28 protein-coding genes and 1 pseudogene are annotated in these 25,870 nt (G+C 41.6%); 14 read left to right on the top strand and 15 right to left on the bottom strand.

What is annotated here, in order from left to right; translation table 11 throughout:
* Positions 1-39: 39 nt before the first annotated feature.
* From EGM47_RS07655 to EGM47_RS07600, 14 genes are all read left to right on the top strand, one after another.
* A complete protein-coding gene (locus EGM47_RS07655) occupies positions 40-777 on the top strand; it encodes a hypothetical protein (protein ID WP_124980181.1) in 738 nt (245 codons plus the stop codon).
* A gap of 3 nt (positions 778-780) precedes the next feature.
* Positions 781-1,701, top strand: a complete 921-nt coding sequence (locus EGM47_RS07650) for a hypothetical protein (protein ID WP_124980180.1) — start codon at positions 781-783, stop codon at positions 1,699-1,701.
* Positions 1,702-1,713: 12 nt separating this feature from the next.
* Positions 1,714-3,474: a C1 family peptidase gene (locus EGM47_RS07645; RefSeq protein ID WP_206052136.1), complete on the top strand. Its 1,761-nt coding sequence runs from the start codon at positions 1,714-1,716 to the stop codon at positions 3,472-3,474.
* 183 nt (positions 3,475-3,657) lie between these two features.
* Positions 3,658-4,653, top strand: coding sequence for a hypothetical protein (locus EGM47_RS07640; protein ID WP_124980179.1), 996 nt, complete (start codon positions 3,658-3,660; stop codon positions 4,651-4,653).
* 227 nt (positions 4,654-4,880) lie between these two features.
* Positions 4,881-6,302: an RHS repeat domain-containing protein gene (locus tag EGM47_RS07635; RefSeq protein ID WP_124980178.1), complete on the top strand. Its 1,422-nt coding sequence runs from the start codon at positions 4,881-4,883 to the stop codon at positions 6,300-6,302.
* Positions 6,303-6,374: 72 nt separating this feature from the next.
* The gene (locus tag EGM47_RS07630) at positions 6,375-7,391 is read left to right on the top strand and encodes a hypothetical protein (protein ID WP_124980177.1); all 1,017 of its coding nucleotides are present in this window, start codon (positions 6,375-6,377) and stop codon (positions 7,389-7,391) included.
* A gap of 154 nt (positions 7,392-7,545) precedes the next feature.
* Entirely contained in the window at positions 7,546-9,738 is a 2,193-nt protein-coding gene (locus EGM47_RS07625; protein WP_124980176.1) for a hypothetical protein, read from the top strand.
* Positions 9,739-9,825: 87 nt separating this feature from the next.
* Positions 9,826-9,999: a hypothetical protein gene (locus EGM47_RS16305; RefSeq protein WP_164510840.1), complete on the top strand. Its 174-nt coding sequence runs from the start codon at positions 9,826-9,828 to the stop codon at positions 9,997-9,999.
* A gap of 151 nt (positions 10,000-10,150) precedes the next feature.
* Positions 10,151-11,161 carry a hypothetical protein gene (locus EGM47_RS07620; protein WP_124980175.1) on the top strand — a complete coding sequence of 337 codons (1,011 nt, stop codon included), beginning with the start codon at positions 10,151-10,153 and terminating at the stop codon, positions 11,159-11,161.
* A 176-nt stretch (positions 11,162-11,337) separates the two neighbouring features.
* The gene (locus tag EGM47_RS07615; protein WP_124980174.1) at positions 11,338-11,658 is read left to right on the top strand and encodes a hypothetical protein; all 321 of its coding nucleotides are present in this window, start codon (positions 11,338-11,340) and stop codon (positions 11,656-11,658) included.
* 90 nt (positions 11,659-11,748) lie between these two features.
* The gene (locus EGM47_RS16300) at positions 11,749-11,940 is read left to right on the top strand and encodes a hypothetical protein (protein WP_164510839.1); all 192 of its coding nucleotides are present in this window, start codon (positions 11,749-11,751) and stop codon (positions 11,938-11,940) included.
* 59 nt (positions 11,941-11,999) lie between these two features.
* Complete coding sequence (locus tag EGM47_RS07610; RefSeq protein ID WP_124980173.1) at positions 12,000-12,302, top strand: hypothetical protein; 303 nt, start codon at positions 12,000-12,002, stop codon at positions 12,300-12,302.
* Between the two features lie 411 nt (positions 12,303-12,713).
* On the top strand, positions 12,714-13,310 hold the full coding sequence (locus tag EGM47_RS07605) for a hypothetical protein (RefSeq protein ID WP_124980172.1): 597 nt from the start codon (positions 12,714-12,716) through the stop codon (positions 13,308-13,310).
* Between the two features lie 31 nt (positions 13,311-13,341).
* On the top strand, positions 13,342-13,521 hold the full coding sequence (locus EGM47_RS07600; RefSeq protein WP_124980171.1) for a hypothetical protein: 180 nt from the start codon (positions 13,342-13,344) through the stop codon (positions 13,519-13,521).
* Between the two features lie 185 nt (positions 13,522-13,706).
* Here the strand turns inward: EGM47_RS07600 and EGM47_RS07595 are convergent, their stop codons facing one another.
* The 15 genes and pseudogenes from EGM47_RS07595 to trpC form a co-directional block, all read right to left on the bottom strand.
* Positions 13,707-14,036, bottom strand: coding sequence for a YegP family protein (locus EGM47_RS07595; protein ID WP_124980170.1), 330 nt, complete (start codon positions 14,034-14,036; stop codon positions 13,707-13,709).
* Between the two features lie 46 nt (positions 14,037-14,082).
* Positions 14,083-14,346: pseudogene (gene hisE, locus EGM47_RS07590) on the bottom strand (phosphoribosyl-ATP diphosphatase); the annotation flags it as partial.
* A 62-nt stretch (positions 14,347-14,408) separates the two neighbouring features.
* Positions 14,409-14,951, bottom strand: coding sequence for a DinB family protein (locus EGM47_RS07585; RefSeq protein ID WP_124980169.1), 543 nt, complete (start codon positions 14,949-14,951; stop codon positions 14,409-14,411).
* A 50-nt stretch (positions 14,952-15,001) separates the two neighbouring features.
* On the bottom strand, positions 15,002-15,310 hold the full coding sequence (gene hisI / locus EGM47_RS07580) for a phosphoribosyl-AMP cyclohydrolase (RefSeq protein WP_124980168.1): 309 nt from the start codon (positions 15,308-15,310) through the stop codon (positions 15,002-15,004).
* A gap of 138 nt (positions 15,311-15,448) precedes the next feature.
* On the bottom strand, positions 15,449-16,273 hold the full coding sequence (hisF, locus tag EGM47_RS07575) for an imidazole glycerol phosphate synthase subunit HisF (protein ID WP_124980167.1): 825 nt from the start codon (positions 16,271-16,273) through the stop codon (positions 15,449-15,451).
* A 61-nt stretch (positions 16,274-16,334) separates the two neighbouring features.
* The gene (hisA, locus tag EGM47_RS07570; protein WP_124980166.1) at positions 16,335-17,066 is read right to left on the bottom strand and encodes a 1-(5-phosphoribosyl)-5-[(5-phosphoribosylamino)methylideneamino]imidazole-4-carboxamide isomerase; all 732 of its coding nucleotides are present in this window, start codon (positions 17,064-17,066) and stop codon (positions 16,335-16,337) included.
* A 74-nt stretch (positions 17,067-17,140) separates the two neighbouring features.
* The gene (gene hisH, locus EGM47_RS07565; protein WP_124980165.1) at positions 17,141-17,737 is read right to left on the bottom strand and encodes an imidazole glycerol phosphate synthase subunit HisH; all 597 of its coding nucleotides are present in this window, start codon (positions 17,735-17,737) and stop codon (positions 17,141-17,143) included.
* Entirely contained in the window at positions 17,734-18,846 is a 1,113-nt protein-coding gene (gene hisB / locus EGM47_RS07560; RefSeq protein WP_124980164.1) for a bifunctional histidinol-phosphatase/imidazoleglycerol-phosphate dehydratase HisB, read from the bottom strand. Before hisB ends, hisH begins: the two co-directional genes overlap by 4 nt.
* A gap of 30 nt (positions 18,847-18,876) precedes the next feature.
* Positions 18,877-20,067, bottom strand: coding sequence for a pyridoxal phosphate-dependent aminotransferase (locus tag EGM47_RS07555; RefSeq protein ID WP_124980163.1), 1,191 nt, complete (start codon positions 20,065-20,067; stop codon positions 18,877-18,879).
* Positions 20,064-21,356: a histidinol dehydrogenase gene (gene hisD / locus EGM47_RS07550; RefSeq protein ID WP_124980162.1), complete on the bottom strand. Its 1,293-nt coding sequence runs from the start codon at positions 21,354-21,356 to the stop codon at positions 20,064-20,066. The genes EGM47_RS07555 and hisD overlap by 4 nt, the downstream gene beginning before the upstream one ends.
* Positions 21,356-22,207 carry an ATP phosphoribosyltransferase gene (hisG, locus tag EGM47_RS07545; protein WP_124980161.1) on the bottom strand — a complete coding sequence of 284 codons (852 nt, stop codon included), beginning with the start codon at positions 22,205-22,207 and terminating at the stop codon, positions 21,356-21,358. The genes hisD and hisG overlap by 1 nt, the downstream gene beginning before the upstream one ends.
* 282 nt (positions 22,208-22,489) lie before the next feature.
* The gene (trpA, locus tag EGM47_RS07540) at positions 22,490-23,254 is read right to left on the bottom strand and encodes a tryptophan synthase subunit alpha (RefSeq protein WP_124980160.1); all 765 of its coding nucleotides are present in this window, start codon (positions 23,252-23,254) and stop codon (positions 22,490-22,492) included.
* Between the two features lie 8 nt (positions 23,255-23,262).
* The gene (trpB, locus tag EGM47_RS07535; RefSeq protein ID WP_124980159.1) at positions 23,263-24,435 is read right to left on the bottom strand and encodes a tryptophan synthase subunit beta; all 1,173 of its coding nucleotides are present in this window, start codon (positions 24,433-24,435) and stop codon (positions 23,263-23,265) included.
* Positions 24,428-25,069 (bottom strand): phosphoribosylanthranilate isomerase, encoded by a 642-nt coding sequence (locus EGM47_RS07530; protein ID WP_124980158.1) that lies wholly within the window; start codon positions 25,067-25,069, stop codon positions 24,428-24,430. Before EGM47_RS07530 ends, trpB begins: the two co-directional genes overlap by 8 nt.
* A complete protein-coding gene (gene trpC / locus EGM47_RS07525) occupies positions 25,066-25,869 on the bottom strand; it encodes an indole-3-glycerol phosphate synthase TrpC (RefSeq protein ID WP_124980157.1) in 804 nt (267 codons plus the stop codon). The genes EGM47_RS07530 and trpC overlap by 4 nt, the downstream gene beginning before the upstream one ends.
* Position 25,870 lies beyond the last annotated feature (1 nt).

Below are 25,870 nucleotides of genomic sequence, written 5' to 3'. Positions count from 1 at the left end.
TACAAACCTTCAACATTTCAATCCTTAAATCAATACATCATGATAAAATACCTATTCCTTCTATTTTTTTTTTGCGGCAGCGTGCAGGCTCAAAACAAGCCCCATCCTAATGCACCTCATAATCCTACTGCGCTCAACTTTTGGAATCAGGACTTTGGACTAGCGGGTAATGCCAAGAAAAGTGTGACCACGACAGTGAGAGATGTCGGTACCAGTGTAGAAACCTATCTATTCGACGAGCAGGGTAGATTGATCTCAAGTGATTCTGAGTATGAGCCTCTGGAGATCCAATATGCTGAAAATGAAATTTTGGTTAAAACCAATAATGGCAATAGAAAGTATCACTTAAAAGATGGAAATATCGTCAAGACCACCTATGAGGATGATGCCGTTAAGGAATACAAATACGACAATAACAATAATCTAACTGAGATTATTTACAACGGCAGTGACTATACGGAGAAAGTCGTCTTCAAGTATGATGAGCAAAATCGGGTTATTGAAAAAACCAGTTATTGGAATGATGATTTTCAGAACACGATTAACTACCGATATTACGGTGAACCCGATGACCTTCAAGTCGAGCAGTCAGACAAAAATGATAGCACTCGCAGGGCCACCTATTATTACAGCAACGGCGCTTATCAAAACGTATATCATGCCGTTTTGGGGCAAAGATCCATGTCAAACGTAAAATATGATGACAAGGGCAACTGGATCAGTTATACTGACGAGCGTTTTGGAGGTGAGGTGACTCGTGAAATCATTTATTTCTAAGTCATGATAGCATCTCGTTTTATTATATTTCTTGTTGTTGTTTTCGCTTTCGCGAAAGCGTACCCACAACAACCACTGAATGTTCTATTGGACGGCAACAAAAAGCCCTTGAGCTGGCCGGATACCTCGTGGAAACATTATGATGTTTCCAAAATGCCCAAACAAATCGAGCTCGTAGCCTACAAGGTGGTTGATGGCGATAGCATCGTGCCGCTGGACGCCATGGCCTATGTTTTCAAAAGCGACGGCAATCTTGAAAGGCTCCTTGAGGCCAATCAATATTTGCAAACAGTAAAAATGTTCAAGTACGAGAATGGCAAACTGGTCAGTCAATCTGATGGTTCCCAGTTTGGTGTCGATGAATTCAAGTTTAAAAGAAATGATAAGGGTGAATTTATAGAGGTGCCCAGATACAGGCTCTATTATCAAAACGACAAGTTGTCAAACGTCACTGACGCTGCCTATCCAGACCGTACCGACTCTTATAAGTATAAAGCAAACGCCTATACTGTTTATTCAAAACATGACAAACGCAACTACCTGTATGTGGACGATCAACTGGTGGCAGTACAGAGTGATGACAACGACTATATCACTACCTATCACATCCCTTTTGATAATCATGAGGTGTTTTTCAACCTGCAAAGAACTGGTAAGAAATGGTATGATCTTTTTGAAATGGCAGCAAACGATCCCGAAGCTTACAATAAGCTGGTTAATGCTCAAATGAGTGCCAGCGAAAAGGAATACCCATTTTCAAAAACCATACGCAACGAAAAAGGCGACTGGACGACCACCATCTATAAGCCTAAACACGACCAGACGGTAAGAAGGTATTACCTGAGAAAGATAACCTATGCAGACGGTAGCGTCTCTGGAAACACTACTCTCGACCAGAAAACGCTGGAGTCCATCGAGAAATAAACATCCCTGATCATGAATAAAATTTTACCCATTTTTTTAGTTGTTCTCGCTTTCGCGAAAGCGGAATTCTCAACAGCCCAAGGCATAGATTATCGTCACGTACAAACGCCGGTAAAACACCAGGGATTGCGTGGGACTTGTACGGCTTTTGGGGTGGCAGCGGCTCTGGAAACCGTACCCGCCATGCCAGCAGATGTGAGCGAGCAATATCTATATGCAGCGCTAAAGCACAGCCAGCCGGGCGTGACTTATGAAGAAGGCGCTTTTTTAAGCAGCTACAAAAAACCACTGGCCACTTATGGTGTGGTGAGCGAAGAGGTCATGCCGTACCATGGGGAGCCACTCGAGTGGGAAAGCGATACCAACGATTTTACCAGATTGATCAAGGGCGCACAGGTAGGAAGCATAGGTTTATATCAGTTTCAGCAGTTTGCCAGCAACGGAATTTTAGAAAAGGATTTTATCTATTATGATCAAACTGTCGCTCATGATATTGATGAGATGAAGCGACTGCTTACCGCAGGCGTGCCCAGTATAGCTGTGCATTATACTTATGTTCACGCACCGGCCTGGTCGCAGGCAAAGATTTCTGCAGAGAATCCGCTGTTGCCCACAATAGGTTTAAAGCTGCCTGAAGGTAACAAACGCTATGTAGATGTTTTCAATTCCTATGAAGGTGATCTTACCGCAGATATCTTTAGCGGTAAAGTTCCCTATTACCTGATCGAACCTACGACCAAAATGGAAGATGGGAGCACCCGTCAAAATTACGGTGGTCATGTGGTGACGATCGTAGGTTTTAATGACAAAGGCTTTATTTTCAAAAACTCTTGGGGAACCAGTTGGGGCGATAAAGGCTACGGTTACATCTCTTATGCAGCTCATAAAATCATGGCGCGTGAGGCCTTATTTTTTGCAGAGGCTAACATTCTCTACCCAGAAAAGTATGCCGATTTAAAACCAGACTCCCGCATCGACCTGAAGAGCACTTTGTTTCTGGATGAGAAGGCACAACCACAATTTTATTTGACGCTGGATCAATCTTTTGATCCCGTAAAGATCAAGCAAGCCGAGTTTAGGGTGTACGATTCCCGCAATCAGGAACTGATGACAGAAACCATCACTTTTGAAAACGATCGGCAAAAACTTTTGGGCTTCAAACCTTTTGAGGATCAATTGATGCCTCCAGATTTTCTCTTGAATAATGGTCACATCAATGTCAATGTGAAGATAACGGGAGAAAATGGTTTGGAGACCATACGTTACTACCGCGCAATTACTGCAGGAGTAGGACAGTACAAAACAAGAGATCTTGAAAATGCCCACAAGATCAATCCGCCAGAAATGTCTGGAGCGGCATTTAATGAGCTATTTGTATTTGATGGAAAGAAAATGGGATTCAATGTGAGCGCCGTAGAATTTCACAATGCGATCCAAAACAGTCCTGTGGACTTCAACACCGTTCCTGGACAGACCAATCATGCCGTGATCTATACCGGTGCACCTTTCAAGTATGCGCAGTACAAATTTACCAGCAGCGCCCCACGAGTTTTGGAAGAGGTGGAATTGGTTTTTGAGAGCGCACAGCAAGCAACCGATTACTTCAACCAGCATTATCTCAAATTTACAAGTGATACCCTTAAAGTCAACAGTTCCAAAAAAGAACTTACGGTCTACAGACAAACCATGCCCTTGAAAGCACAAGTCTGGCACTTCAATAACAAGATTTTTATGGCCGTGAAGTTGCCAGGTGGGAAGTGGGGTAATTTGTAGAATCAATTTAAGAAACGTGATGAAGGATAATAGTGAAGTGGCTTGTGGGATCATGGCTTTCCTGCCTGCCGCCAGACAAGGCGCGAATGCGTGAACTTAATATCTCAAGTTCAGGTTACGGCAGTTGCCCTATTTCATGATCACTCCCTTTATAGCAAATTTGGTGTTTGTAATACAATGAATATGATAGTTCAACAAATGAAGCAATTAAAAATTTTCTTAGCAATGGTGTTCATCATTGCGGGTTTGTGCGATGTCGCAGGCCAAGATCTAATGGTCGATGCGTATAGATCCTTTCCCGATCCCATAGTACCATATTTGTCTTATTCACAGATCAATCAAAAGAATCTTCCTACTGCGATTGAAGAGGCAGTCTATGTGTGGGAAAAAGATAAAGCGACTTGGCAAAAGGTCGCAGAAAATGATTTTACTTTCAACCAAGCGGGTTTCGTGACCCTATTTACCGCAAAGCAATATTCGTTCAATAATTTGTCTAAACATGTTAAAACCATCATCCAGCACGAGAATGGCGTGCCAAGTAGCGTGCATATTGCTGACTATAAGTATACGGGTACCATAAACACAAACATAGAGTTCTTACTGGACGAGAACGGTCTGGTAGGTTATATAAAGAATAATGACACACTTGCCTTTAATGGATCCACTGATGGGAACCGCAAGGAGATGATGCACTACGTGCATAATGGGAAAACGATTAAATGGGAGCATACCAATCGCATCCTGGGTTTAACTGGGATGAAAACCACAGCGGTATCATACGGGGACGACATGGCTCCAGTCTTTGATTATACTAGCAATGGAAATAAAATAGGACGAGTGAATATCTACATGCCAGACAATCCTTCTTTCTTTATGAAAAGCTTTGATGTGTATCCAAATATTCATCCTAATCAATTGACGGAGGAAATTGAGTTCAATCTGGAAGCTTACAAGAATCTTATTGACTACCACCTTTATGATCTTTCAGAGAAACAGAAAGAGGGATTTAAAAATCACATCACATTCTATACCCATCAAAATGGAGATTGGATCGCTCATTACAATCGCAGGCATTGGTTCTATGATAAGCCTCGGTTAATTATGCGTAAGATAACCTATCCAGATGGATCGACCGCTGGCAAGCTAGAAGCTGACGATTCTTTTATGAAGGACAATTGATTTTGGTTGAGTGGTTCTTAAAACCTGTGGTGGAAGATGGAAAATGTTTTTATGCAGTATATGTAGCAAATGCAAGTTTATAGTATTAGCGAGTTTTTAATGATCCAGAGCGCTTTAATACCTGCTTTGCCAAAGATGAGAAGAACATTGATCGGTGGAAATCTAGGCCAATGGCCTTATTTCACAGCATCTGGAATTAAGGCAATTTTGCTTTCAAACAAACACTAATGAGGAGCAACATACATTATTACAGGGCGATAATCAGATTCACGGGATTGCAGTTTACTGCGACAATCGCGTGTATTTTCTTTGTGGGATGGAGCAACGTTTCTGCACAAAAGATTGATCTTGAACCTGCCGTAGATATAGCCGTCGCACCGTTAAACCCAACTGCAACAGGGTTATTTGTAAAATGGCATGAGTATGCAGATGGTATTGCCATTGCAGATAAAAAAAGATATAATGAACAGGGCCTACAGATTTTTGATGGCGGTAAAACCATCATGGACTTTATCAATCAATCGCCTGAAGATGCTGCACGTGACAATACCTATATAGTTGATCTGGATGAAAAAGGCAGAATCATTAAAGTTACCAGCTATAATGATGGAAAGTCATCAACATCATACACTTACAGTTATGATGACGGCGGTAGGTTGATTACAGAAACAGACTTTGCGGGAACCCATACTTATACCTACGACCGTAAAGGAAGGTTGGATCAAGAAGTACTGGAAGGAAAAAAGAAAACGGTCTACAGTTACGAAACAAAAGGTAAAGAAGTCGTGGTGACCATGACGACCACCTGGCCTGACAAGAAAAATGCACGTGAAATAGAAATCAAATCATTTGAAAACGGAAAAATCAAATGGCGTACAGACTGGTATGACAAGACATACTATGCCGTACGGGATGATCGCGGGACTTATATAGCAGATGCAGAAAAAGGAAAAGAACCCAATTATTACATGATAAAGCAAATTTTCTATCATGATGAGTTACGTCCTGAACTGCTCACCATAAAAAGGGTGCCTGGTAAAAGACCTCAATTCTACCTAAACAAAAAAGAGTATAACACGCTTTATATAGTCCATGGCGATGATGTGATTGTTCACTTTCCTTACGATGGTAATTATTACATCAAAAGAAACTTCATGCCTAATGGGTTGCCTAATAATGAGCTGTTGCCATTGGAGCTGTTTAAAAAGGATATGCCGCTATTATTGAAATGGAATCAAAATAAAATCGAAGTTTTTCATGGTAATAGTATCCGGTATTCGCTTTATGGTAATGAGGATATCAAACTCTTTCAAGACAACAACCACTGGCTCTATTATGCAAAAGAAAACACAACCTACTACCGTGTCAAGAAGGATGTAACTGCTGTAGATGGAGCGTTCATAGAGCCTGAGGTGATTAAGGCACCCTTTATCCTTTATGCAGATACGGCAGCACAGCAGTGGATCCTCATTGCAGAAGGTGAACAGATTAGAAGCACCTACGGTTATGAATTCAAAAAAGCAGATACAGGCGAGGTCGTGATCATTAAAAACAAAGTCCCCAAATACACCTATGTACCCATCGACGATGCAAAACCCATGCAAATCATTACTGGAGATTTCTACAACGGCCAGTCCTACAAGCAATAAAACTAACAAAGATATGATGAGTCGGTGTGTGGATGTAATAAGCACGAGACTTTTTAAATAAAAATGGCAATTATGATCAATTTACACTACGGCTTATGCCTACCTCAAAGAAACATAAAAACGCTATTGGTGGTTGTTTTTTTCGCTTTCGCGAAAGCGGTATCATCACAAACACCTGCAGATTTACAACATATAGGACTACCAGCAATCTACCAGGATGAGGCACCGTCAAAAAATCGAGTGTACAGGGTTCAAACGGCGACCTACAAAGCAGATAGTCTGGGATATGAACCTGTGATGCTGGAAGTATTGAACTATAATGAAAACGGACTTAAAATTCAGGATTACCGCCAAATTTTAGGATCGTACAAGTCAGAAACCTTTGATGAATTTTTCTACGCCGGTAAGCGACTGGACAGCATCGTGCGCAAAACCAGCGCAGGTGGATTTGATGCCCTTATCACCTTTGAGCACGATGATCAGGGTAGGATCCTCAAGGAAAAAGCTACAGGCCGTTATACAAATTACGCCACTACGTATGAATATGAAGATGATCTGGTCGTGCGCGCTGTCATGACACCTCGCAAAGGCGAGCGCAAGGAAGCCTATTTTTATTACGGCGGTACAGGCAACCATTTACTTAGCGTGGTAGAAGAAACCTTTTCAGAAACTGGTGAGATGTTGAGGTCTAAAACGATCTATTATCACGACGGACAACCTTTTGCCCGTACGACTCAAAACAGGCCATTGATCCATGTTTTGGACTTCACAGGTCTTTATAAGATTAGAAGCAGTAAGTCCAGCGCAGAAACCATTAAAGAATTGAAAAAGGCCATCCAGACATCGCCCCAAGCGCTCTTTGAAAAAAGAAAAGAACTGGCCAAAAATGAAATCATGATCGAGCAGTACAGCACCAGCACAGACACGCGTACTGGTGACTGGACTAAGCGCCATAAGACTTATAAAAATCTGGGTAGACTGGATGAACGCTTCATCTTCCGCAAACTATACTACCCAGATAGCACCACCAGTGGCAGTACAGAATTTGATTTATTGTTCCAGAGACGTGTGCCCAGCATCAAGAAATGAGGTAACAGCCAGTACTAAGCGTTTGTCTATTATTTGATTTCCTCTTGCCATCAGATAGCATGACAGAGCTCTAATTATAAACGTGACTTTACGGCATTTGCCTTATTTACCTTTCTTCTACAATAAAGTAATTTAGTTTTATTAAAACTCATAAATGAGAGAGTTATATACGGTTGTTTGTTGTTTATTATTTTTTGGAGCTTTTGCTCAATATCAACCTGATTTCAATAAGGCTCCTGAAAATCCAGTGGCAGACATGCACACCTTGGATGCTGAACATGTCAAAGGTGATGTATATGCCATTGATGGTCAGATTTATGACAAACAGGGAAAGCATGTTTGGAATGGTCATTCTGGTAAAATCTATGAAGTTTGTGCTTATACCAAACAAGAGGCTAAAAAATTAAATTCATCTTATTGCCTGAGAGACAATAAGGGACGATTGGTTGAGAAAGGATACTTTAAGGATGGAGTCTTAAGTTTTTCCAGTTATACCTATATAAATGACTTATTAATTAGGATAGAACACAGCTCAAACATTCAGAATTTTGAATATGATGCCAAGGGAAGAATAATCAAAGAAATCATTACTTATAAAGCATCAAAGGATAGACCTGAAAAATCAACCTATGGCAAATACACCTATCAGCCGCTTGATGATGGAGTTCTTAAGGTCAATACAGAACGCCAAAATTATGATGGGAGCATTTCTAACTACGCCTACCACTATAAGAATGGCTTACCTATTTATTCTGTCGATGATGATTATGAATACGAGTATAAATTTGATGATAAGGGCAACTGGGTGTATAATCGGTTTTCAAAGAATGAAAAATTTGGAAAAAAAGAACGGTCTATTATTTATTATTCAGATTTTGACAATCCTAAATTTCATTTTGAACCCGATCCATCCATCACCTCCAGCCCTATATTGTTTCCCTACGTTAATGGAAAGATCTTAAGAGGCTCTAAAATAGAAGTAATAGGTAAGAACGATCAAGCCTATATGTTTCATTATTTACCTGAAGTAAATTATTACATCATACCAGATGCAAAAGCACTTTCTATACTGGGTGGAAAGGTTACAAAAGCAAATGCTCAAGCCGTTTACAACACGCAAATGGCTTACTATCGCAACATTGCCGGTAAAAGTTATGTGGTATATGACGAGGGAGAAAAGCTAAAAGACTATTCTCATTTTGGCAAATGGATCTATTTGGAAAATGGAGATCCAGTTATAACCGTTAATAACAAGCCTACCTATATTCTCAATGATTATTATCAGGCAAAGGATAAAGAACTCAAACCCGTATTACCCTATAATGGAGAACCTTTAGACAAGAAATCTACTAAAACGAACACCGTTGATGTAGTTGAGTTTCAGCCTTCGCTTCCATTGTTGGTGGCACGCAAGTCAAACAATACCTTTGAGTTTTCTCAAAAAGATAAAAATCTGGCCATACCTGCCTATTTGAAGATTTTACCAAATGAAAAGGATGCAGTAGCAGGTTATGGGAATTACGATTATTTGATTCGTAATATTTATGAACTACCTGTAGACGTTCCTACTGAAGTACCTTTTGCAGCAAAAGAAGGTGAATTACTGCTGGTATACGATCAGGGCAAACTCACTCATTTTTATAATTTCGGCAAGGCGCTTACAAAGGATGAATACAAGATTTACACCACGTCACCAGGTAAATGGATGGTGTATCTCACCCAACTTAATCTTACGATGCATGTCGATAAAGAGCGCCCAGGCTACAGCGGCTATGCGGGCTCACCTGTAAGTCAAAATCTATATTTTGCTTACAAGACTGCCAAAGGCCTATCGGTTTTAACGCCCACGGGTTATTTGAAAAATAATATTTACAAGTGGAGCCTTAAGAATGGTACCGCTCAAATATTCATCAACGGAAAGTTGAGTTATGAATTGGCTAATTATTCAAACCTAAAGAATGAAAATGTGTATGCTTTATCGCTTACCGGTCAGTCGCAGTCTTCCATGGTAAGCACTGGATCATCCACAAGTTCGTCATTAAGTGAAAAAGCAAAAAAATATGTAGAAATGAGAGCCTTGGGTTCCTATAAAGCAAGGCCTCTATTTGCCAAGGAAATCGAATCCTTCAAAGCAGCCGGTAAATCCCAAGAACAGATCGACCAGTACTATCTGGAAATATTCAATGAATTATATCACTATGATTTTGAGGAAGGTTTTGAATTTATGATGCTGGTACCCACTGACATTTCAAAAAAATTGCTGCCTAAAATAGACGCAGATAAACGTTCGGCAATAAGAACGCGCAGTCGAGAAGAATTAAAAAAATATAAAAGCGTAAAGTATTGATCTTAATGAACTTGATCTATTTTAAAACTTATTTTTTGTTCGCAATTTTATGACATCAAATCAATGTCATAACACAGCCGCTTATCATTGCCTACTAATGATACCATTGCTGCTTTGAGGGCTGCCGCTGCATCTTCTGACCGGGCATTGATTCAAACCCGCAGGAATTTCTCTAAGAAGGAAATTATGGTGGAGCCGTATTCCATCAATCATGAAAATCGCACGGAAGGCTGGATCAAACGTCACAAAGTCTACAAGTAAATGGGTCAGCTAGACGACCGCTTCATATCTAGAAAGTTGTATTATCCAGATAGCACTGCCGTAGACAGTGCCATGTTTGACAGGTTGTTTACAAAAAAGGTTCGCAAAATTAAGTATTGATTCAATGATTAACTAAATACTAAATGTTATGATGTCGTCTAGCACCTATGTAGAAAAAAATCTGACCAGGGCCGATCAACGTTTGATCCGTATGGGAATGTTGGGCTTTGTGGTCATTCCTTTGATTTTTGGCTTAATCATCTATTTTGGCTTTGGATGGGTAAGCGGTGAATACCTATTCAACAAGGGTATGGATTTTCCAGAATTTATCATTCTGGGATTTATGTCGATGATTGTCGGCTTTTGCGGATTTATGTTTTGGGAAAAATATAAAGATCTATCGGGTGGTCTAAAACATGTCTACCAAGGACCTATTCAAAATAAGCGAAAAGCGGTCAGTAAATCTTCAAGCGGTTCTAGCAGAAGTAGCGCTGGCAGCCGAACCAAGACTACAGTTACTTACTACATTAAAATTAAGGATAAAGAATTTAAGGTTGCACCAGAGCGTTATCAGAATCATCACGTTGGGGACCTGGTGGAAATTACGGTGACTCCCCGGGCTAATATGATCTTGCAATTTGAGTTATTAAAGAGAAACGAATCGTTAGATGAACAAATCCTTGGAAAAAAGCCCACCCATACCTTATCTCAACCTGGAGTCAAAAACGCCAGCCTCACGAATTCAGATTACAGAATTTTGAGAAAAGCCTGGTATAAAAAGTTGAGGAAAGCAATTTGGTTTGGCGGATTGCCCTTGGGGGTTATGATCAGCCTGATCAGTTCGGGTTGGTGGGGTTTACTCATCTTTTTATTTCCAGTTCCCATCATCGTTATTTGGCAATTGATAAGCTTACTTAAATGGTACTTTAAATACCGCAGGGAATTGTCACAACATTCAAAGAAGATTGTGCATACCTATGTGTTAGATAAATATTCGAGTTCGCTCAACGGTGGATCAAATACATTTACCATTCTCACCAAGGAAGGGGAATTTGAGGTAGATCAAGCTTTCTATCAAAAAATACAAGGTTCAGAACAAATTGTGGTGGAAAAGTCGGCAATTCTAGAGATTGTATTGGCTACCCGTTTGACTTTGGCTTAACCAAGTAAAGTATCTAGGCATCGCCTCTCAACTTTTCACATCTTTTTTTCATGTAGGCAAAAACAGAATAGGGCAATTGACGCATTGTATTCCCTCTTCAATTACAGAAGCTTTGCTTTCAAATTAATATTGTATTGAGAAATTCTATTTTGTTTATAACCATCTGTTGCCTATAAATGATTGCTCTGGCCCAAACACCAGTAGTCCATGATTGGTATCGCGCACCATTAAATTCGTTGACTCCAGATGAGTTGAACCACAAAACCAGACATGGATACTTATTTGGCGATGTGTTAAAAATTGACAACGAATGGTTTGATACAGATGGCATCCTTATCAATTCCAGTTTGCTTACCACGCAAGACCAAGCAGCTAGCTATAATGCAGTTAGCGTTGATCGGGATTCCAGTGGTCGTACCATTGCCAAATACGAGTATACTGGCGGTAAGGTCATTGCCACCACTTTTTCATACAATGATCAGGGAAAATTGCTGTAAAGAAATAAGACCACAGAGGCAAAAATTACTACTTACTCCTACAATGATCAGGGGCAGATAATTCAATCTGTTTATAAATGAAAAGATTTTGTGTATACCACAGCGTATGTGTATGGAAGAAAGGGAAAGCAGCGTGTAATTGAAGAAATCACTCAGAATGCCCAGGGAACCAAAGTAAACCATTTCATATATACCTACCGCGATGGTAAACTGGAGGCCAGGGAAGAGTTAGGACAGGAGAAGGTAACCTATACCTATGAATATGACAACCAATCAAATTAAGTCAAAAGTTTAAAAATGGCAGTAGCTATCCTGAAACAGTAAGAAAGATCCATTATCGCGTGGAACTTAAACTACCCTATACCTATAAATCTCAAGTGGTAAGAGGTAAATATAGCCATACGATTCTGGTGAGCCTAAACGGCATCAAACTCAGTACCCAAAAGGCCGATGGGCATTACTATACCTATGATCCTATGACCAAACAATACTTACAAATACTGTATTCAAAAGCAACCTTCACCATAGAAAATATTGGGAAGCACTTGACTATGATTTCCATCGGTGAAGGTAAAGACCTACTTAAGATTCCTAACAAATACGGAAAACCCATATGCCTGGTCAGAGGGATTAAAATGTATTGATCGGTTTTTCTATGCTTATTCTGAAGACTGCCTTTACATGTTTTTCACTGGTCCTGACCAGAACTTCAGGATCCTCGCTAATTATAAAGAACATCTGTTAAACGGGCTGGGATACATGGAACAAAGTAAGATTTATAAAGCCGGTCGATACGAGAATAATAAGCTCAAATCAGCCTTGCTCCCAACTGCCGACAATAATAATTGCATTAATCTACGTCATTTGTCTTATTGTCTCAGCCGCTCAATGAATAGAATTTAGTTTCAAATTAAAACACAAATAACTATGAATACAAAAACGATTTTATGTGTCCTTTTCGCTACCTGTTGTTTCGCTTTCGCGAAAGCGCAGTCATTAGGAGAATTTAAAGAATCGACACACTTAAGCATGTCACCTAAAAAGCTCAAAAAAAGGTGTACATAGCGCAATTCAGAACAAATTTTGAAATGTTTAGGGATGCGGTAAGCTACAAGGCTGGTAGCAATAATCGAGATGGAAGCGCAAGAGATGGCGCCAAAGCCAAACTAGCCCTAAGCTTGGAAGGTATTGTTGCGGCTGATTTACAAAAGATTACTGATGAATTATATCAAGAATTTGTGGCCGACCTTCAAAGTAAAGGCCTGGAAATCATAGGTATAGATCAAGTAGGAAGCACAGAAACTTATGCCGAGTTTACCAAAAGAACTGGTGGACAAGTAATACCTACTGAGATCCCAGGAATGATTACCGTAACACCTACTGGGCATGAGTATTATGTGAAAGGTCTGAACAAAAAAGGAAGAGAGAAGAAAGGTTTCGGATTGCTGGGGGACGCCGAAATCAATTCCAATAAAAGTCTTTCCAAAGAATTAGGGAACGCGTTGGTGGCCAAAGTAAATCTTTACGTCATGTTTAAAGAAATGAAAGAAGGCTGGAATCCTAGTGGTGCTACTGTAAAAATAAAAACTAACTTGCGCCTGGTCGCTTATGATTATAAGAGTGCCGAAAAAAAAGAAAGGTCTCAGGTTTAAAGGCTCCAATGACATCTGGAAAATTCAATCAGTGATCAATTTTACCGATGAAAGAGGTAATACCTATAATGGGCTGATCAAAAAAGCGCTTGAAATCGACGGTGTAATAGAAAAAACAAAAGCAAAAGTATCGCAAGGGCAGGGACTCACTACGGGAGTAGCCAGTTTTGAGCCTATAGCTACTTCTGGAGATCGTGTAACGCGAACTTAGCTATCTCTACCAATGCCGAGGCGTATAAGAAAGGGGTTAAAATGGCCATGAGTAAATTTCATTCCACCCATGTGGGTGGCTTGGACTATCATCTCAAAAAATAAGGGGTTTTAAAAGATGTATAGAAAGAGAAACCGCAAGCTTTAAAGGCTTGCGGTTTATTGTTTTAATAAGAAGATAGAAAGCTAGTCAGCATCTACAACATCAGCTCCAGGAGCGTTGTTCATGACACTTTCCATTCCAGCCTTGGCAGAGCTTTCACTAGAATAGGATTGACTGGAGCCAATCACTTGTCCGTTAGAAGCTTTTAAGTTAAAGTGCCATTTTCCAGATGCAGTTTCTTTCAATTCATAACGATTCTCGTCGGCACTGTTCTTTTTTACGCTCTCAATACCGTTGTCGCGTCCAGATGCAGAGGTATATCCCTCACTAGCAAGAATGTTTTGTCCATTACCTGCTTTTAAGCGAAATCTAAAATCGCCGTTGGATCCGTTGTACTTTTCAAATTTTCCCATGGTTAAATTAATTTTCAATAAATATAATAATCATTTTTGAAACTTACTATTTGGATTGACGTTTAGCCAGTTCGGCTTCAACATCGGTTAGTGAAAACCCTTTGGCTTTTAATAAAACCAGGTAATGATACATCAGATCACTGGCTTCGTATAAAAAGTCTTCATCTGTTCCATTAACGGCATCGATCACTGTTTCCACAGCTTCTTCACCCACTTTTTGGGCGACTTTATTGATACCCTTTTGAACCAGAGAGTAAGTATACGAGTCTTCCACCTGATCGTCTATGCGTTGGTGAATGGTTTTTTCAAGGTCCTTGATGCTAAACATATAAGTAGTTTTAATAAGTCAATGATGATGTGTATCAGCATTCTTTACTGATGAAGTACGTACCTGGGAGGCTGCAGTCCTTTAAGTCTTAGGTAGACCAACATCTGGGCCCTGTGGTGAGTGACATGATCTGAGAGCAGCATGAGAATTTGCCTCTTAGATCTGTTCTGGCCAAAGTAATCCAGTCGTTCATCCAGTCTATCCGGGTTGAAATTTTTGATAAAGCTGATGGTGTTATCAAAGGTACGGATCACGGTGGCGATCATTTCTTTTTTGGATTTATTGGCCACCTTAAGCAGATTATCCGTTTCCCAATCCCTAGCCGGTCGATCGCCTATCAGTGATTGACTATGCCAGTCCATGGCCCAAGTAATATGCATGAGATGCTCTGCAAATGTCATCGAAGCTTCAGTTGGCTGATAGTGATATTCTTCTTCTGGCATTAATTCGGCTACGGTGATCAGGTACTTTTTGGATTGTTCGAGCCGTTCTAGATATTGATCGACATAAACTTGGTCTTGACCTAGAACTTGTTGAGGTGATAAAAAGCCAAGGATAAATAGAAAGTAAACAAAAAGAATTCTCATAGGTTTGGTCATTGGGTCATCTCTACAAATTAAACACTTTAACCAACATTTTAGTCAAAACAGCTGGTAGTTCCGCGATGACAAGTGGGGCCGAGTGCCTTTACCTTAATTAATAATGCATCTTGATCACAGTCCAAATGTATTTCCCGGATGTCCAAATAGTTTCCACTGGTTTCTCCTTTAGTCCATAAACGTTTTTTACTGCGGGAATAAAAGGTGACTCTGTTTTGCTTTCGCGAAAGCGAGAATGCCTTTTCATCCATATATCCGAGCATCAATACCTGTAGACTGTCGTCATCTTGAACAATCACTGGCACGAGTCCGTCTGGGTATTTTGAAAAATTAGGTGATGTATGCATTATAACTTTTATCTTCTTTAAATTCGGGTTAGACCACTAACCGCAACCAAACTAGCTTTATTTTTTTCTGTAAGCATCAATATTCAGGCATTTCAATGGGTTGTAAGGAATGGTCAAACTCCTTCAAAGCTCATTTGATTATGATGAAGCTATTAACCGCACGGCAATCCCTGTCGCCTCAAGCTCACGTTTGAGTTGAGGTACTGGCAATTCGCCAAAATGGAATATACTTGCCGCCAACCCTGCACTGGCCTGGGTTTTTGAAAATAAGTCTACAAAATGTACTGTATTTCCTCCACCTCCTGAGGCAATGACTGGAATACTGAGCTGATCAGCTATCCTTTCTGTAATTTCGAGCGCAAAACCATTTTTCGTGCCATCGTGATCCATACTGGTTAACAAGATTTCACCAGCTCCTCGCGTCTCACATTCCTTACACCAGGCAATGGTTTCTTTGTCGGTTTCATAGCGACCGCCGCCGACAAATACCGTATTCTGATAGCCTGATTCAGTTTCTTTCTTGGTTTTTTGCATTTGTGGCGGGTTTGACGCCGACTTCTCCAATCGTTTGGTGTCTACCGCCACGACCACACACTGATTCCCTAACTCCTGTGCAAGTTCGTTAATTAACTCAGGTCTTTTAACTGCAGCGCTATTGACAGCTACTTTGTCTGCTCCAGCCTTGATGATTTCCTTGGCCAGTCGCACATCGTTGATTCCGCCACCTACCGTAAACGGAATATTCAATACAGCTGCGATGTCTTTTACCAAAGGGATCAGGGTTTCTCGTTTTTCTACCGTAGCCGTGATATCAAGAAAACACAATTCGTCGGCACCTTGTTGGGCATACTGTCGCGCCAACTGTACTGGATCACCAGCATCTCTCAAGCCTACAAAGTTGATTCCTTTAACCGTGCGCCCGTCCTTAATGTCTAAACAAGGGATGATTCTTTTTTTCAGCATGAAATAATTAGTCGTTTATGCATTAGGTGGTTTTTTCTTTCTGGAAAGTTGGGGCTCAAATTCAAGACTCTTCAATAAATTTTCTTAGGTCCTTTAACTTGATGGTGGATTCGTAGATCGCCTTGCCTATGATAGCTCCTTCACAACCTATTTCTTCTAGTTTGTACAGGTCATCCATGGTTGTAACACCACCACTCGCAATTAAGTTCAAACGACCAGTTTCGTCGTTTTGTAAAAGTTGCTCATAGAGTTGGATACTCGGACCGTCCAGCATTCCGTCTTTGGAAATGTCGGTACAGATAACATATTCAATGCCTTTGGCGCACCATTCTGCAACAAAGGAATCCAGTTCGAGTTCGCTGCTTTTTTGCCAGCCATGTGTCGCCACCTTGCCGTCTTTTGCATCTGCACCCAGAATAATTTTGTCGCTACCGTAGATCGTCAGCCAGCGTTCAAAATCTTTAGGATTCTTGACCGCCACGCTACCACCGGTCAATTGTCTGGCTCCGCTTTCCAATACCACTTTTACATCTTCTTCAGATCGGATACCGCCACCATAATCTACCCTTAGGCTGGTTTTACTGGCGATGTCTTCCAGAATTGAATAGTTTACCACCCGAGATTGCTTGGCTCCATCCAGGTCCACCAGATGCAGGTATTCAATACCGTGGTCTTCAAATTTTTTGGCGACCTCAACGGGATTGCTGCTGTAAATTTTCTTTTTTTGATAATCACCTTGGCTCAAGCGTACACACTTACCGTCTATGATATCAATTGCTGGAATTATTCTCATGTTGCTTTCGCGAAAGCGGAAAAACAGTTCTCCCTTCCGACTTATTATTGTTGTGCCTTAAGGCAACGGTTAAATTACAATTCTAAAAAGTTTTTGAGCATTTGCTCACCTACTTTTGCGCTCTTTTCTGGATGGAACTGCGTGGCATAGAAATTATCTTTGTGCATGACACTGGCAAATTCGAGTATATAATCACAAATAGCTACCGCATCCGCGCTGGGCTGCGCATAGTAGCTGTGGACATAATATACATCCTCACTGCCGTCCAGGTGATTCATCAGGACTGAATTTTTCATTGGGGTACTTCCATGAATTACATTCCATCCCATATGCGGTACTTTCAGTCCTTTATTTTGAGGAAAGCGCTTGACCTTTGTATCAAAAATACCCAGACAATCTGCGTCACCCTCTTCACTGTGCTGGCACATGAGCTGCATGCCCAAGCATATACCCAAGACTGGCTGGGTCAAAGATTGGATGACAAGATCCAAACCTCGCTCTCTAAGGTACGACATCGCCGTGCTGGCTTCTCCTACTCCAGGAAATATTACTTTGTCGGCCTCACGTAATTCAGCGGGAACATCAGTAACCTTATTTTCTACACCCAAACGGTTCAAGGCATTGGTGACGCTACCAATATTTCCTGCATTGTATTTTACGATAGCGATCATAATACTCCTTTGGTTGAGGGTAATTTTCCATCCCCAGTTTGTTTGACTGCCATTTTTATCGCTTTCGCGAAAGCTTTAAATAGTGACTCAATTTTATGGTGTTCGTTATCGCCTTCCACTTTCATATTCAGATTGCATTTTGCTGCGTCGCTAAAGCTTTTAAAAAAGTGGAAAAATAGTTCTGTGGGCATATCCCCTATATATTCACGTTTGAAATCAGCCTCCCAAACGATCCAAGGTCTGCCCCCAAAATCAATAGCTACCTGAGCCAGGCTATCATCCATGGGCAACAGGAAGCCGTAACGGTTGATTCCTTTTTTGGTAGAGAGTGCTTTGGCAAAGGCCTCTCCCAGAGCAATTGCCGTATCTTCAATGGTATGGTGTTCATCAATTTCAAGATCCCCATCTACATGGATGTCCAGATCCAAGGACCCGTGTCGCTGTAACTGCTCCAGCATATGGTCATAGAATTTGAGTCCTGTATCGATTGTACCATTACCAGAGCCATCCAGGTTCAAGTCAATTTGAATATCGGTTTCTTTGGTTTTGCGTTTGACACTAGCTTTACGAGGTTGTCCGCGTAGAAACTGAAAAATTTCTTTCCAACTGTCGGTTTTTAGTGCCACCACTTCAGCTTTTTCAAAGTCACTATCATCGGTAATACTGGGTAATTGTATACCACGGCAACCCAAATTAAAGGCCAGCTGCATATCACTATTTCTATCGCCGATGACAAAGCTGTTTGCCAGGTCATAATCACCTTTGATATAGTGAGTCAGCAAGGCTGTTCCTGGTTTTCGGGTGGGCGCATTATCAGCTGGAAAAGTTCGATCGATAACGACCTCGCTGAAATGTACTCCTTCACCTTCTAAGATGTTCATCATCAATTGGTGTACTGGCCAGAACGTATCCTCGGGAAAACTATCGCTTCCCAATCCGTCTTGGTTGGTGACCATTACCAGTTCGTAATCCAGTTCCCGAGCAATGCGGTGCAATTGAGTGATTGCTTGGGGCAAAAATTCAAGTTTCTCATAACTATCCAGTTGATAATCCACTGTAGGCTCTTTGACAATGGTTCCGTCTCGGTCTATAAAAAGTACTTTTTTCATGAAGATGATCGTCTTTGGAGGTTGGTTGATCTATTGGTTAATGTTTTGTTGCTGAGCGCTTTGAAATTCTCGCATGGCCTTAATTACTGCTTTACACTCTGGCTGGGTTCCTACCGTAAATCTGAGGCTATTCGGTATCTGACTACTGCGATTACGGATAATAATTCCCTGTTCTTTTAAATAATTATAGAGATTTGTGGCTTGTTCAACTTCTGCCAGCACAAAATTGGCTTCACTGGGATAGACTTTTTTTACAAGATCAAACTGAGCCAACTCCTGAGATAGCCACTTGCGGTTGTCAATCAACTGTTTGACGGCCTCTTGCGTGGTTTTGATATTACTCAGAGCCTTTAACGCAGCTTTTTGGGAAAGCTCATTCACATTATAAGGCGGCTTTGATTTATTGAACAACTGGATAATTTCTGGGCTGGCAAAAGCAAATCCTACCCGAGCACCGGCCAGCCCCTGTGCTTTACTCATGGTTTGGAGAACCACCAAATTGGGGTAATCGGCCAATCGGTGTATAAAACTTTTATGTTCGGTAAAGTCTTGATAGGCTTCATCCACGACAATGATTCCATGGAAATTCCCAAACAAGCGATCCAAACGTTGTTGGTTGTCCAGTAATTCCTGTTCAAATTCGGGTGCAAAAGCTACGTCCATGATTCCAGCTTTGGTGTAGTTTTCTGCTTGCCAGTCGTGTTTGAGATCTGCTTTCAGCAAGGAGTTTCCTGTGGGATTGTTTGGAGAGCAAATCCATAGTATTTTAATACTGTCTTGGTCTTGCTGACAACGTTTGACGATTTCCTCATCATTGAGAGAAAAATCTTCCTTCAACGGTACACGCAATACCTCAATATCATTGATTCCGGCGCTGACTTCATACATGCCGTAGGTAGGTGGACAAATGAGCACTTTATCTTTTCCTGGCCGGCAGAATATGCGGTAAAGCAAATCTATGGCTTCGTCACTCCCGTTGCCGACAAAAATTTGATCTACGGATAAGCCTTTCTGTTGGGCCAATGCCTCTTTGAGATCGGATTGCAGCGGATCTGGGTACCGGTTGAGTTGTTGTTCGGATTCTGGGTTTTCATTGGCATCAAGTAGCGTGAGATCACTCTTGTCACTGCTGTATAAATCAAATTCAGAGCGAGCACTGGAATAAGCCTGTAATTCCCAAATGTTTTGGCGTACGATGGATTTTAGGTCAAAGGCTTTCATGATTTCTTGATTTTTGATAATCTAAGGCTTACCGCATTTTTATGAGCATCCAATCCTTCGGCAGCGGCCATGGCTTCCACGGCTGGTCCCAATAATTGAATGCCTTGTGCATCTGCCTCCTGGAAGGTCACTTTATTGACAAAGCTATCCACGCTTACTCCGCTGTAATTACGTGCATAGCCATAGGTAGGTAAGGTGTGATTGGTACCGCTGGCATAGTCACCCAAACTCTCACAGGTCAATGAACCGATAAAGACCGAACCGGCTACCTTGATGGATTGTGCTAAAGATGTTGCATTTTGTGTATTGATGATCAGGTGTTCGGGAGCATAGGCATCAGACCATGCAACGCATTCTTCAATGCTGGTCAAAATAATGCTTTTACTGTTTTTCAGTGCTTGTTGTGCGGTTAGCTTTCGCGGAAGCGACTCCAATTGTTCTTCAATGTTCTGCTGGACAGTTTGAGCCAGATCGACACTATCAGTCAACAAGATCACCTGACTGTCTGGACCGTGTTCTGCCTGCGCCAACAGGTCTGCCGCTACAAAGGCTGGGTCAGCCTGGGCGTCTGCGATGATCAAAACCTCGCTGGGTCCTGCCGGCATATCAATCGCAACACCAGCTTGTTGTGAGAGCTCCTTTGCTCGGGTTACAAAGGCATTTCCAGGTCCGAAAATTTTGTTGACTGCAGGAATACTCTCGGTTCCATAGGTCATGGCTGCTATTGCCTGTGCACCTCCGGTTTTGTAGATCTCTGAGATACCGCAAAGTTGCGCCGTATATAAAACCGCAGGGTGAATGTTACCTTGCTGATCTGTAGGACTGCATAAAACGACTTGCTCGTTTCCGGCAATTTTGGCTGGTATCCCTAGCATCAAAACTGTAGAAAATAGGGGAGCGGTACCTCCAGGAATATAAAGTCCGACTTTTTGAATTGGCATGGACCTGCGCCAACATTTGATACCTGGCATGGTATTGATCACAGGATAGTCCCTCGTAAAACAAGCCTCGTGAAACCTATATATATTTTCATAGGCAGTTTGAATGGCTGCTTTGAGCGTGGGCGATAGTAATTCGGCTGCGGTCTGAATTTCTTCGGGAGACACTTGGAGCTGGTTCAATTGAGCCTTGTCAAATTTTTCTGCAAAAGCCAACAAGGCTTTGTCGCCATTCCGGCGCACCAGTCCGATAATCTCTTGTACCGCCTCATCAACTTGTTGCTTTTGTTGTTGTGGACGTTCCAGTAACGAAATTTGATCCGAAGGGACTGGATGGGTATAAATCTTCATCAGGCGATCAGTTTTTCAATAGGACTTACCAAAATTCCCTGAGCACCGGCATCCTTTAGTTGATCAATCACATTCCAAAAATCGTTTTCCTCGATCACGGAGTGCAAACTGGACCAACCTGCCTCTGCGAGTGGTAATACGGTCGGACTTTTCATTCCTGGCAATAGGCTGGAAATTTCCTCTATCTTATCGTTGGGGGCATTTAGTAGGATGTATTTGCTCTTTGCGGCATTTTGCACGGCTTCCATCCTGAACATCAATTTCTCCAACAATTCCTTTTTCTGATTATCTAATGTTGGATTGGAAATCAGTACAGCTTCACTATACATTACTGTTTCTACTTCTTTCAGTCCGTTCATGATCAAAGTTGATCCGGTCGAAACAATGTCACAAATACCATCGGCAAGGCCTATTCCCGGAGCGATCTCTACTGATCCGCCGATTTCTTCAGTGGTAGCCTGGATGCCTTTATCTTTAAAAAACTTTTCTACGATAGTGGTGTAACTACTGGCTACCCGCTTACCATTGAACCATTCAAGGCCGGGATAATCGACATCCTTTTGCACTGCGAGACTCAATCGGCATCCGGCAAACCCCAATTGCTTAATCACGTCGACCTTTTGGTCTTTTTCTTCTACCTCATTCAATCCCAGGATTCCCAAATCTGCTACTCCATTGGCTACATATTGCGGAATATCATCATCTCTTAAAAAGAGGATTTCCATGGGGAAATTTTTGGCCTGGGTGGAGAGTTTGCGTCCACCGTTTTCAAATTTAATCCCACAGTCTTTCAAGAGTTGAAGGGATTTGTCGGACAATCTGCCTGATTTTTGTACTGCTATTCTGATCATTTTGTTTGTGCGTTTCAGCTTTTGGGTCTGTATGCAAGCAAATCTTAAGTTATAAAACAAAAAAACCGCCTGTATAACAGACGGTTGATAATATGTTGAGTGACATCAATACATTTCTACTACGCCTGTTGCGATGTGTAAAAATGATGATGATGTGTAAATTCTACTTTCATGATGGGGTAAAGGTAAGACGCATTCAGCTTTCGCGAAAGCGAATCCATAAAAATTAATCCTTTCTTAAGAATTTATTCCTATGATAGCAGCAATTACAGCAAAACGAACTTACCTGATTGACTGAACATAACCTTTTACCTTATCCTCTAGTGGCTCACCATGGCTTATTTGTCGGATAAATTCGCTACCGATAATGGCGCCGTCCACGTATTCACAAGCAGTTTTAAAGTCAGATTGGGTTTTGATATTGAAACCTGTGAGTATGGGTGTCTCCAATTGCATATCCTTTAACTTCTTCAAATAGTCAGTTGCGGTTGCAAATTGGTTTTTGCTACCTGTAGTACTGGCAGAACTCACAGCATAAATAAATCCAGTGCTATGTCGGTCAATTTCCCGAATTCGCTGTTCTGAAGTCTGCGGAGTTACCAAGAAAATATTACTTAGACTATGCTCCTCAAACACACCTGAAAATTCGTTGAGATAAATCTGAAGAGGAAGATCGGGAATAATCAAACCATCCACGCCCACCTCTTGACATCGCTTGCAGAAATTCTTCATACCATATTGCAGTATAGGATTGAGATACCCCATTAATAATACGGGCAAGTCTAAGTCCTGCTTTTCTAATTGGCTCAATAGACGCTCGATAGACATACCGTTTTCCAAGGCTTTTTTTGAACTCTCTTGTATGGTAGGTCCATCGGCCAACGGATCGCTAAATGGAATACCTATTTCTACCAGATCTACCCCAGCAGTAGCAAGAGCAGAAAGAATTCGATTGGTATCTTCTATCTGCGGATATCCTGCAGTAAAGAAAATATTAAGTAGTTGGCTGGGTTTGGTAGCTAATAATTCGGTCAGCTTGTTTTTCATGGCTTGTGTTATCTAAGGTTGAGTTCTTTCATATACGTATCCATGTCCTTATCACCTCTTCCCGAAAGATTGATGACGACCTTATCAGTTGGCTTTAAATTAAGATCCTTCAGCACGGAGAAGGCATGAGCGGTTTCTAACGCGGGAATAATTCCTTCCAGTCGGCTCACCTCAGTGGCCGCTTCCAGCGCTGATTGATCGGTAACTGCCATATAAGTTGCTCTTTGGCTTACTTTTAACCAGGCGTGCGCAGGACCAATACCCGGGTAATCCAAACCAGCTGAGATGCTGTGAGGCTCAATGACTTGCCCATCGGCATCCTGCATCATAATAGACCTACTGGCGTGCAGAACACCAGGTGTTCCCAAGCTGAGCGTTGCGGCAGTTTTATCCGTTTCAACTCCCCAGCCAGCTGCCTCTACACCTATAAGTTGAACCTCCTCGTCATCCAGGAAATGATAAAATGCACCCATGGCATTGGAACCACCACCTACACAGGCAATCACATAATCGGGCAGGCCTTCCAACTGGTTTTTTATTTCTTCGGAAATGACAGATTGGTATCTGGCGACCATATCAGGGTAGGGATGTGGGCCTACTACGGATCCGATGATGTAATGGGTGTCCTCTGGATTATTGATCCAATCCCGCATCGCCTCATTGGTGGCATCCTTTAAGGTCTTTGATCCGCTTGTCGCCGGTCTGACTTCGGCACCCAACATTTTCATACGGGCGACGTTGGGAGCCTGACGTTCAATATCCTTTTCTCCCATATACACGATACAATCCAAGCCTTTTAGGGCACAAACAGTAGCGGTGGCAACACCGTGTTGACCAGCACCGGTCTCTGCGATAATACGTTTTTTGCCCAGTTTTTCAGCCAAAATAATCTGACCTATGGTATTATTGACTTTGTGAGCGCCGGTATGACACAAGTCTTCTCGTTTAAGGTATATCTGAGCACCGTATTTTTCTGAAAGTCTCCGTGCCAGGAAAAGAGGTGTGGGTCTGCCCACATAATCTTTCAGTAAGGCTTTGAACTCTTGCTGAAATTCGGCGGACTTTTCAATTTCTAGGTAATTGTCCCTCAATTCTTCAATATTGGGGTATAAGAGTTCGGGAATAAAAGCACCGCCAAACTCGCCGTAAAACCCATTGGAATCAACTTGATATTTACTCATCTCTAACTTGTTTAATGAAGCTTTTAATAGCCTCGATATCTTTTACTCCGGGCGCCAATTCAAAGCCTGAATTAAGGTCGACCCCCAGAAACATTTCGTTTTTAAAGGCCTTGACGGCTTCCACATCGTCTGGGCTCAGTCCGCCGCTGAGCAAGAACGGTACTTTTCCATTATAATCGGCCAACAGGGACCAATCAAATTTTTTTCCAGATCCACCATATTCGGGAGTAGCTGTATCAAACAAAAGAAAAAACTTCCCAGGATATCTTTGACCCAGATTCGACCATTCTTTTACCCTATTCATATCCATCTCTGTACCCATCGAAATCGCCTTAAAAACTTTCAAGTCTAACTCTAATATCGCTTTCGCGAAAGCGACATCCTCATCACCGTGTAACTGTATGACATCCAATTGTAAGGGGATGATATCCTTCAGTATGTTCTCCAACGACTCATTGACATATACACCCACAGTCCCTTTGTTCATTTGCAGCTGGCCGATCTCCTGCTTGCGTTGATGATTTACAAATCTTTTGGATTTTGGATACCTGATCAGTCCCATAAAATCCAGATCCAACTGTTGTAATTCCTGGATATTGTCCAATTCCCGCATGCCGCAGACTTTGATCATCATGACCGTATAGCTTTAATAAATTCATCGCAGGAGCGACCAGGATCATCCGTTTTCATAAAGGCTTCTCCCATTAAAAATCCGGTGTAGCCGACAAGTTGTAATTCTTTGACCGTTTCAGGATCTGATATTCCGCTCTCGCTGATGGCCAATACTCCATCAGGAAAATGTGGAAACAGATCTTTACTGACTTGAATATCAGTTTTAAATCGCTTGAGGTCCCTATTGTTCACACCTATGATATACTTGTTTTTAGGAAACTGAGCACTTAATTTTTTAACGGTGTCCAACTCATCTTCATGGTGGACCTCAAATAATATGTCCAAGCCCAGATTCAAACTTTCCAGCGCCAGGGCCTGCATTTGTTCTTTGTCCAGACAGGCCGCGATGAGTAAAATCGCGTCTGCGCCGTAAGCTTTGGCTTCATGGACCTGATATAGATCGACCATAAAATCCTTGCGCAATACAGGAATGTTGATGTGTTTTTTTACATCCCTTAAATCATCCAGTGTACCACCAAAAAAATGCTGATTGGTCAGGCAACTGATCGCACTGGCCCCAGCTTTTTCATAGCCTGTAACTATCTCAATCAGACTGGCCGGACAATCAAAAGATCCTTTACTTGGACTTTGGCGTTTATGTTCGGCAATAATGCCGCTTCCATCCTCAAGGGCTTTGTGCAGCGATAAGCATGGGGTGGAATAAAAAAGCATCTCCCGCAATTTTTGCAAGGGCATCTCCTGCTTTCTCTTCCTTAGGTTCTGCGTGGTATGATCCACTATTTTTTTAAGAATATCTGCCATG

The sequence above is a fragment of the Nonlabens xiamenensis genome (assembly GCF_003865345.1).
Classification (GTDB): Bacteria; Bacteroidota; Bacteroidia; order Flavobacteriales; family Flavobacteriaceae; genus Nonlabens; species Nonlabens xiamenensis.
This window is presented reverse-complemented; position numbering and strand designations above follow the sequence as displayed.

Excerpts from the sequence above, each read along its gene's own strand:
- EGM47_RS07655 (WP_124980181.1), top strand. The coding sequence starts at position 40 with ATGATAAAATACCTATTCCTTCTATTTTTTTTTTGCGGCAGCGTGCAG.
- EGM47_RS07650 (WP_124980180.1), top strand. The coding sequence starts at position 781 with ATGATAGCATCTCGTTTTATTATATTTCTTGTTGTTGTTTTCGCTTTC.
- EGM47_RS07645 (WP_206052136.1), top strand. The coding sequence starts at position 1,714 with ATGAATAAAATTTTACCCATTTTTTTAGTTGTTCTCGCTTTCGCGAAA.
- EGM47_RS07640 (WP_124980179.1), top strand. The coding sequence starts at position 3,658 with ATGATAGTTCAACAAATGAAGCAATTAAAAATTTTCTTAGCAATGGTG.
- EGM47_RS07635 (WP_124980178.1), top strand. The coding sequence starts at position 4,881 with ATGAGGAGCAACATACATTATTACAGGGCGATAATCAGATTCACGGGA.
- EGM47_RS07630 (WP_124980177.1), top strand. The coding sequence starts at position 6,375 with ATGATCAATTTACACTACGGCTTATGCCTACCTCAAAGAAACATAAAA.
- EGM47_RS07625 (WP_124980176.1), top strand. The coding sequence starts at position 7,546 with ATGAGAGAGTTATATACGGTTGTTTGTTGTTTATTATTTTTTGGAGCT.
- EGM47_RS07620 (WP_124980175.1), top strand. The coding sequence starts at position 10,151 with ATGTCGTCTAGCACCTATGTAGAAAAAAATCTGACCAGGGCCGATCAA.
- EGM47_RS07615 (WP_124980174.1), top strand. The coding sequence starts at position 11,338 with ATGATTGCTCTGGCCCAAACACCAGTAGTCCATGATTGGTATCGCGCA.
- EGM47_RS07595 (WP_124980170.1), bottom strand. The coding sequence starts at position 14,036 with ATGGGAAAATTTGAAAAGTACAACGGATCCAACGGCGATTTTAGATTT.
- EGM47_RS07585 (WP_124980169.1), bottom strand. The coding sequence starts at position 14,951 with ATGAGAATTCTTTTTGTTTACTTTCTATTTATCCTTGGCTTTTTATCA.
- hisI (WP_124980168.1), bottom strand. The coding sequence starts at position 15,310 with ATGCATACATCACCTAATTTTTCAAAATACCCAGACGGACTCGTGCCA.
- hisF (WP_124980167.1), bottom strand. The coding sequence starts at position 16,273 with ATGCTGAAAAAAAGAATCATCCCTTGTTTAGACATTAAGGACGGGCGC.
- hisA (WP_124980166.1), bottom strand. The coding sequence starts at position 17,066 with ATGAGAATAATTCCAGCAATTGATATCATAGACGGTAAGTGTGTACGC.
- hisH (WP_124980165.1), bottom strand. The coding sequence starts at position 17,737 with ATGATCGCTATCGTAAAATACAATGCAGGAAATATTGGTAGCGTCACC.
- hisB (WP_124980164.1), bottom strand. The coding sequence starts at position 18,846 with ATGAAAAAAGTACTTTTTATAGACCGAGACGGAACCATTGTCAAAGAG.
- EGM47_RS07555 (WP_124980163.1), bottom strand. The coding sequence starts at position 20,067 with ATGAAAGCCTTTGACCTAAAATCCATCGTACGCCAAAACATTTGGGAA.
- hisD (WP_124980162.1), bottom strand. The coding sequence starts at position 21,356 with ATGAAGATTTATACCCATCCAGTCCCTTCGGATCAAATTTCGTTACTG.
- hisG (WP_124980161.1), bottom strand. The coding sequence starts at position 22,207 with ATGATCAGAATAGCAGTACAAAAATCAGGCAGATTGTCCGACAAATCC.
- trpA (WP_124980160.1), bottom strand. The coding sequence starts at position 23,254 with ATGAAAAACAAGCTGACCGAATTATTAGCTACCAAACCCAGCCAACTA.
- trpB (WP_124980159.1), bottom strand. The coding sequence starts at position 24,435 with ATGAGTAAATATCAAGTTGATTCCAATGGGTTTTACGGCGAGTTTGGC.
- EGM47_RS07530 (WP_124980158.1), bottom strand. The coding sequence starts at position 25,069 with ATGATGATCAAAGTCTGCGGCATGCGGGAATTGGACAATATCCAGGAA.
- trpC (WP_124980157.1), bottom strand. The coding sequence starts at position 25,869 with ATGGCAGATATTCTTAAAAAAATAGTGGATCATACCACGCAGAACCTA.